Annotated in this window: 7 protein-coding genes; all 7 read right to left on the bottom strand. The window is 55.8% G+C overall.

Going from position 1 to position 7948, the window contains the following annotated elements:
* The coding region (locus VLH40_05535) for a tagaturonate epimerase family protein (protein HSV31470.1) at nucleotides 1–1375 on the bottom strand (1375 nt) is incomplete at its 3' end.
* A gap of 24 nt (nucleotides 1376–1399) precedes the next feature.
* Nucleotides 1400–2416: an inositol 2-dehydrogenase gene (gene iolG, locus VLH40_05530; protein HSV31469.1), complete on the bottom strand. Its 1017-nt coding sequence runs from the start codon at nucleotides 2414–2416 to the stop codon at nucleotides 1400–1402.
* Nucleotides 2417–2432: 16 nt separating this feature from the next.
* Entirely contained in the window at nucleotides 2433–3206 is a 774-nt protein-coding gene (locus VLH40_05525) for an ATP-binding cassette domain-containing protein (protein ID HSV31468.1), read from the bottom strand.
* Between the two features lie 12 nt (nucleotides 3207–3218).
* Nucleotides 3219–4226 carry an ABC transporter permease gene (locus tag VLH40_05520; protein ID HSV31467.1) on the bottom strand — a complete coding sequence of 336 codons (1008 nt, stop codon included), beginning with the start codon at nucleotides 4224–4226 and terminating at the stop codon, nucleotides 3219–3221.
* A 152-nt stretch (nucleotides 4227–4378) separates the two neighbouring features.
* Complete coding sequence (locus VLH40_05515; protein ID HSV31466.1) at nucleotides 4379–5362, bottom strand: substrate-binding domain-containing protein; 984 nt, start codon at nucleotides 5360–5362, stop codon at nucleotides 4379–4381.
* A 173-nt stretch (nucleotides 5363–5535) separates the two neighbouring features.
* Complete coding sequence (gene iolN / locus VLH40_05510) at nucleotides 5536–6504, bottom strand: 3-dehydro-scyllo-inosose hydrolase (GenBank protein HSV31465.1); 969 nt, start codon at nucleotides 6502–6504, stop codon at nucleotides 5536–5538.
* 33 nt (nucleotides 6505–6537) lie between these two features.
* A complete protein-coding gene (iolM, locus tag VLH40_05505; GenBank protein HSV31464.1) occupies nucleotides 6538–7725 on the bottom strand; it encodes a scyllo-inosose 3-dehydrogenase in 1188 nt (395 codons plus the stop codon).
* Between the last annotated feature and the right edge of the window lie 223 nt (nucleotides 7726–7948).

The following is a 7948-nucleotide window of genomic DNA, read 5'->3' as shown; positions in this document are numbered from 1 at the left end:
CAAGGATCGACCCATACGAGATATGGAGGACCTGACGGACGGCCGGTCGGGAAAAGAGTTCGGGGAGACGGTGATCGGACCACTCAGCGAGGGTGTCGTCCACCGCGTCGTCCGGGATGGAAATATGATAGGCTTTCCGGTTTTCCGGTAAAGTCTGGATACCAAGGGCATAGACATCACGTAAAAGCGCTGGATCACAGAGAGCGATGGCCTCCAGGGCTTTCAGCCAGTTGGTTCCCGACGTTTTGATATGAAAAAGCCCGCCGGTGGCCTCCCGCCAGGCCGGATAAATGCTGAATTTGTCGCTTCCCGAATGCAAACTCAGACGGTACCCGGCTATCTCCCGAGCTACTGTAGCATGGCTGTTGGCCGAAGCAGAAAACTTCTCCCTGTCACCCCGGTAGTCGATGCCCTTTTCGAAGCTGCCCGGAAAACGGAGAGCCAGGCTCTGGAAGTCCACACCCCGCCGGTGGAGTTCTTCGGCAAACAGAAAATGAGCTTCCGGTGAAGTCACCACCCCTCCTTCGTCAAGGGACACCTCGAGGTCATAACCGGGGATTTTTCCGGAGATCGTTTCGTTCATCCGTTCCACGAAGTCCAGGGCCGGGGCATACGTCACCACGAGGGGAAGGAGGACATCTTCCGGAAAGGATAGCTTCGTTCCGTCCTGAAGACAGTACTCCCGGTCCAAATACCACCTATAATACTCCTGTTGGTCTGTCGGGAATTTCCGGTACTCTTGTTCAAGTTCTTCGACTCCCATCCGCTCGACATCCGAGCGGGCTTCTCCGCTTACATCAAGCGTGTACATGGTAAAGCCCGCCTCGACGGCGGCTTCCAGCGATCCAGGTTCTTTGATGTGGTCGGCGTCGGCACCAAAGGGAGTGTCCAGCCCGCTCTCCAAAATCCCCCAGGCGGCCCCCAGCAGAACTTCCCGAAAGGTTCGGTGCGTTTTTTCCAGCTCCCGCGGCGACTGCTGGGCAATCACCGGAAACATCCCATAGCGCTTGAGGGCTTCCAGATGGGCGGTCGAAACCATCCCTAACCGGTCACCACAGCCAAATGACGACCTCACCCCGGCCGGCCGGGGCTTCAGCCTGGGAAAGAATTCCGACAGATTCAGATAGTTTTGCCAGTGGAAGGGGTAGAGCATGAAAAAACCGCCGGAGTTCGAGAAAAACTCGGAAAATATCGGGTCTGAAAAACGATGATTCCTCCCGTTTTGCCAAACCCCCAAGTAGTAATCCTTGGCGCTTTTCACCAGGATGCAGGTCCCGGTGTTCTCCGGAAGCTCGTACTCTCTGCCGACCTCGCGAAACCGGATCTGTAGCTGTTCTCCGATATCTTCGACTAATGACCGAGATTTTTCAAACAATCGGGACACTCTTTTGATCACCTCTCATTGAGTTGGCGGGTGGACTTTGACGAAACCTCCCTTTTTAGCTGACTCCCCGGCAGCGTTAGCCATCGCCACTGAAATCCGGCCATCCAGACCTCCCACCGGGGTGGTGCGGTCCTCGAGCACGCAACCGACAAACTCGTTCATCTCGGCAAGATAGGCTTCCTGGTAACGCTCCAGAAAAAAGAACAGTGGTTTTTCGCTCCTCACGGCATCCTCCCGGGCCACAGTCAGCTCCGTCGGGGTCTTGTTCCCCACTGACACCGCTCCTGCTGAGCCTAAAACCTCGATGCGCTGATCATACCCATACACTGCCCGGCGGCAATTGTCAATGGCTCCCAGCGCACCGCTTCGGTAGCGCAGGAGTACCAGGGCAGTGTCCACGTCTCCTGCTTTTCCGATGGCCGGGTCCACCAGACAGGCGGAACTGGCACACAGCTCCACCACCTCCTCGGCGAGCAAAAAGCGGGCCATGTCGAAATCGTGGATCATCATATCCAGAAAAAGTCCTCCGCTGACTTCAATATAGTTCAGAGGAGGCGGAGCGGGATCGCGACTGGTGATACGCACGAGGTAGGGAACTCCAATATCGCCGCGTACGATTGTCTCCCGTGCCTTGCGAAACCCCGGATCAAAGCGGCGGTTGAAACCGACCATTAACTTTACCCCGGACCTGCTCACTTCGGCAAGAGCCTGATCGATCAAAGCGATATCCAGGGCCACTGGCTTTTCGCAAAATATATGTTTTCCCGCCCGGGCGGCGTCTATAACCACCGGGACATGGGTGTCAGTGGGAGAACAGATGACCACAGCCTTGATCCCGGGATCGTCGAGGAGATAGCGGTAGTCGGTTTTAGCTACCGGAACCTGGAGTTCCGAAGCCGCCTGGTCCAAAACCGCCTGATCGACTTCGGCGATGGCCGAAACCGTCGCATCCGGAATCATAAATTGAAGATTGCGGGCATGGATCCGGCCGATTCTTCCCATACCGATAATGCCCGTGTTCAATTGTTTCAACGCTTATCCCTCCCCATCATTCTTTTTCCGGATCGATCGTAACCATAGTCCCAGTAGCGATACACTCGGCAATTTCTTCAGGGGTTTTCTGACCAGCTGCCACTTCACCAATCTTTGCTCCGTTGTCCAACAAGACGATGCGATTAGCCACCGGACAAGCGTGGTGTACATTGTGAGTGATAAAAATAACGGAAGAACCCCTGTCCCGGGCGGCACGTATATGATTCAATACCGTGCGCTGCTCCCGGATGGAGAGATTGCGCAGGGGCTCGTCCAGAATCAATATTTTCGCGCCAAAGTAGACCGCCCGACCAATGGCGATGGCCTGTCTCTCGCCTCCCGACAATATGGATACGAAATCTTCCGGCGATCGAACCTTAACCCCGATGTCCCGCACCGCCACCTGACAGTCCCGGTTCATTTTAGCCAAGTCAAGAACGTTGAGGGGGCCCACTTTGCGGGTCGGTTCTTTCCCCAGGAAAAAATTCCGGGCGATGTTCATTCGTTCAACCAGAGAGAGGTCCTGGTGAACGGTCTCAATGCCGGCCAGGCGCGCCTCTTCCGGCGAAGCGAAGTGGATTTCTTCTCCCCGTATGATTATTCTTCCCCGGTCAGGTCGATGAACTCCGGCCAGGATTTTGATCAGGGTGGACTTTCCCGCTCCATTGTCCCCCAAAAGGGCAACCACCTCGTTTTCATAAACCGCGAAATCCACTCCCCGCAGCGCTTTGACCACACCAAATGATTTATGAATGTTTTCCATGTTCACCAGGGGCTTCGTGTTATTCACCGACATCACCTCCTACCGCTCCAGGGTCGCCCTGCGCAACTTCAGGTTCATTGTCGCGGCCACGATCAAAATCACCCCCACGAAAGCACTATACCAGTAGGCCGGTGCTCCGGCCAACACCAGGCCTGTACGCACCATGCCCATGATCGCCGCCCCCAGGGCCGCCCCGATCACCGAGCCATACCCACCGGCCATGAGCGTCCCCCCGATCACCGCAGCGGCGATGGCCTCCAGTTCCATGCCCTGGCCGAACGCAACGTTGGCCAACCTGAAGCGACTGATGGCCACTACCCCGGAAAAAGCGGCCAGCAACGAACAAGCTACAAAGGAGATGGTTTTCACCCGGTCGACATTCACCCCCAAGGTCCGGGCGGCTTCTTTCTTTCCTCCCGTGGCAAAGACCCGGTTACCGAAAACGGTCCGGTTTAGAATGAAGGCGAAGACTACTATCAGGCAGATGAACCAGAGGTGGGATGGGCGGAAACGAAAGGCCAAAAGCCCGGTCAAAAGGGAAGGAACCGCCGCGTCTCCCAAATAGGAGATGGAAGCCCCCCCGGTAATCCCCAGGAGTATCCCCCGCAAAAACATCATCATTCCCAGGGTGGCGATAAAAGAAGGAATTTGGCCCCGGAGGGTAATTTGCGCATTGACAAAGCCCACCAGGCAGGGAATCGCCAGAGCGATCAAGAGCGCCACCACCGAGCCCAGAGGAAAGGCAAAGGCGTTACCCAGCATTACGAAGAGAAAGCCCGCCAGGGCATAGTTTCCACTTATGGAGAGATCGAATTCACCGCAAATCATTAAAAATGAGGCACCAATGGTCATAATGCCCAATTCAGCAGCGATCGTAAACACAGAGGTCAGGTTGCGCAGAGAAAAAAAACGGGGGGCGACCATTGAAAAAAAAGCAAAAATAACCAGAAACGCAATGATGGCTCCGAACTCGGGTTTTCGACGGAGTCTTTCGCCAAGCGGGATGAACGTCGGCGATAAAGCAACATTTCCCGTGGATTCCGTCATGGACACATTCATCACCTCATTCCCGTTCACGTTCTATAATCTACAGGGCAAGGATTTCAGAAGATAAAACCGGTTTACCGCCGGGTCAGGAGTAAGTATTGAATATCGCCCGACGGGCTTAATGCCCCGCCGGGCGACGAAGTGGGCTGCGTTTACCGGAAGCCCTTTTCCGCCAGCTCGAGGAGATATGGAATATCGTCGGCGGTGATGACCGACGGCCCGGTGGAAACAGGGGTCGGGGGCGGCGTCAGGCCAAACTTGGCATGGAGATAAGCGAATACCACACCCAAATAGCCTTGCATGTACTGTTGCTGGTCCATAGTGAACATGACCAAGCCGTCCTGGATATATTCCAGTATTTTTTCGGAGATATCCATCTGGGCGATTTTAACTTCCTCACCCACCGCGATCCCCTCATCCAGGAGGCGAGTCACGATGGTTTCGGTCCGCAGGGTGTTGCCGCTGAAAATCACGTCGGTGTCCGGGTTGGCTTGGAGATAGGCCAGGGTGATTTCGGCCCCCATAACTGGATCGACGGTGATGTCCAATTGTTCGGCGGGTACACCGGCTTCCCGCATGGTGTCCACAAAGCCGGCACCCCGCAATTCGATATTCCTGGCCCCCGGGTGGTGGTTGACATAGACCGCCCGCCGGGGAGTGAAGCGGGCCAGGGTTTCCCGGGCGGCCGCTACCCCGATAAAGTAGCTGTCCTCGCCCACGTAGGTCAACACCGGGATTCGGGCGTCGGCCGGTTCCCGCAGGTCCGGGGCGTTGATTCCGATAACCGGGAGACCCCCGGCAATGGCGGTACGTAGCACTTCATCCATAGCCTCAGGTTCGGTCAGGGTCACCACCAGTACATCCGGGTCGGCGGCAATGGCTGTCTCAACGAAGGCCAGAAACTGGACAAAGTCGAAAACTGGGGGACCGGTATAGGTGACGTTGAGATCGGGATAATTATCCGCCGCGTCCATAACTCCCCGCTCGACCACTCTCCAAAAAGGATCGGCAATACCCCCGTGTACCACAACCCAAATATCGATGGTTTCGGCCAAGGCGGAACCAATCCCACCCACCAAAAGAATCGCCAAGCTCATAACCATCACGATCAGAAAAGTCTTCTTTGTGAAAAACATAAGATAACCTCCTTCACGTTGATCTCTCCGGGATCACTTGAAATCCCTGCCTGAAGCCATTCTACCAGTGCTTGCGGATGATTCGATCACCTCCTTCTCCCATCGCTCTCTTATTCACTGCGTCTGGACAAAGGGTGAACGGGGCCGGGAATTGTTCGACCCCGCTCAAATTCTCACCAAATATTTCCTGCAGCATAGAGGTTTTTCCAGCCCTTTTCCAAAGGCTTTTTCAAAAGTGCCTCCAGCTCCTCCGGTGAGCGTTGGGAAAGATCTCCGGCCGGGGGGAGCTTGCCAGCCGGAAAGGCGGCCATTATATCGTTGACCAGTTTCTCCAGGTAATCAAGGAGCGCCTCCACGCCCTGTCTGGCCTTGTCCGCCGAGGCGGCGGTACATTTCCCGACCACGCCCTCCGGGTAAGCGGCGATTTCGATGGGTCCCCCACCAACGTGGCCATACCAGGCAATGGCCCGGTGGAGGAGGTTGCCCGCCTTGTCGATGTGGCCTTCGGGAAGGTAGCCACGGGGCTTGGTGTCTACCGCCCATTCCTGACGGCAAAACTCCGGAAACAGGGCCAGACTCCAGGAGGTCTCCACTTCGTCGGCGTGGATGAAGGGAGTCTCGTAGGGTCCGCCTTGCTCCCGGGTTTTAAACTGGTCCTGAATGGCATGATACCAGTTGACGTTGAAAATCATGGCCGGAACCTGGAAAATCTTGGCGAATTTATGCACCGCCACCGGAATGACAAACTCCTGGCCGTGTCCGTTCAAGAGGATTTGCTTGCGAAAGCCGGTGTTCCAGAATCCGGCAATGACGCTGACCAGAAGATTCACGAAGGCATCGTCCTGAACCGGTACAGTGCCCGGCATCCCGATATGGTGATAGGGATGGAATCCGTACCAGATCGGTTCGGCCACGGTACAGCCGGTAGCCATGGCGACCTGTTCAGCCATCCGGCTGACCAGGAACGTATCTTCTCCGGTGGGGGTATGGGGTCCGTGATTTTCCGTGCTACCCACCGGGACGATGATCAAGTCGTTGGTTTTCAGTTTTTCCTCGATCTGCCGGGAGGTCAGGGTCTGGTAGTAGACACCGTCCGGTTTTTCCATCTGTCCCCCGGCCGGGGGGATCTGCCATTTGCTCATTGTTCTTGCTCTCCTTCCCGCTTATCTTCTCTCTCAACTGTTCAGTGCCGTGATCTTGACCAGGTTCTTGTCGGTCTGCAGGCAGTGGATATAGTGGGGAATTTCGTCAAAATAAACGGTCTTGGATATAATCCTGGTCACATCCATTCCTGATGCCATTAGGGAAATGACCCGCGGAAAGGTGCCGTGCCCGGAATGTCCCTGGGAACCGACGATCTGGGCCCGACGGACCTGGAAGACTTCGGCGTTCAATGGAATTCTCACATCCGAGCGGGCCACAACCACAACGGTCGCGTTGATACCCCGGGCTTTCCAGATAGTGTCCTCGATATCTTTCCAGACCAATTGCGGTACGCCGGAGGCTTCGAGATAAAGCTTGGCTCCCTGACCATTAGTCCGGGCCAGCACCGTCTCGGTGAAACCCTCCCGGGTGGGGTCAAATGCCAGGTCCGCTCCGACGGCCAAGGCCATCTCCCGGCGAACTTCGGAGGGCTCGGACAGGATGACCTGAACCGCCCCGGCTCGCTTCAATACCGCGCAAGCCGCCAACCCGATCGGTCCGCCACCCAGGATAACCACGTTATCTCCCGGCCGGATCCCACCCCCTCGCTCAATCACCGCGTTATAGGCCACAGAGGTCGGTTCCACCAGACTCCCGGCCAGGAATATTTTTTCACCGGGATACACTCCTTCGAGCTCCTTCAGGCTCCACAGGTACTTGGCATCGACCACCAAGTATTCGGCAAAGGCCCCGTCGACATCGAAGCCCAACTCGTGCAGGTTTTCACAATGGTTGGGAAACCCATCGACACAAGGCCGGCAATGGCCGCACCACAGCATTTCTTCGGCGGTTACCGGCTCACCGGGCACGAAGGGTTGGTTGGTCCGCCGGTTTTTCGCTTCCGGTCCAGCCTCCACTACCTCACCGGAAAACTCATGACCCAAAGTAGCCGGAAATCCGGTCAATCCAGGATAAATTATATAGTTTTCCGCATCGCACTGGGCCATATGGACATCGCTACCGCACACCCCACAGGCCCGGATTTTGATCAGGACATCGGTAGGTCTTGTTATCGACGGTACCGGGATGTCCGCGACTGACACCTTCGGGTTTTTCCAGACCCGGCTCCCCAACCAGCACACCTTTTCCGACACATCTTTGGGTCCCAGGCGGTAGTCCGGACGGGGATCCCATTTTGCTTGCAAGCGAACAGCTTTCATGTCTTAGTCCCTCCCGATCAAAATATCTGCATTGTGGAACCGTTCCCATTGTACGCGAACCCAAATAAAAATGTCAAGGTTGCGAATTGCCTCATCTAAAATCTTAAGGAAATTCAATCGTTGCCTCAACTAAAATTCTTAAGATACGGTATCATGCCTTCCAGAATCTGATGGAGGGGAGGTGTGATGAGAGGTGAGGATGAGCTTGCCTACCCGACAGGAA

The sequence above is a fragment of the Atribacteraceae bacterium genome, assembly GCA_035477455.1.
Classification (GTDB): Bacteria; Atribacterota; Atribacteria; order Atribacterales; family Atribacteraceae; genus DATIKP01.
Note: the sequence above shows the minus strand (reverse complement) of the source record. Positions and strands in the feature narration are given on the sequence as shown.

Bases quoted from the DNA above. Each gene is read 5' to 3' on its own strand.
- VLH40_05520 (HSV31467.1), bottom strand. From the start codon at position 4,226: ATGACGGAATCCACGGGAAATGTTGCTTTATCGCCGACGTTCATCCCG.
- VLH40_05515 (HSV31466.1), bottom strand. From the start codon at position 5,362: ATGTTTTTCACAAAGAAGACTTTTCTGATCGTGATGGTTATGAGCTTG.
- iolN (HSV31465.1), bottom strand. From the start codon at position 6,504: ATGAGCAAATGGCAGATCCCCCCGGCCGGGGGACAGATGGAAAAACCG.
- iolM (HSV31464.1), bottom strand. From the start codon at position 7,725: ATGAAAGCTGTTCGCTTGCAAGCAAAATGGGATCCCCGTCCGGACTAC.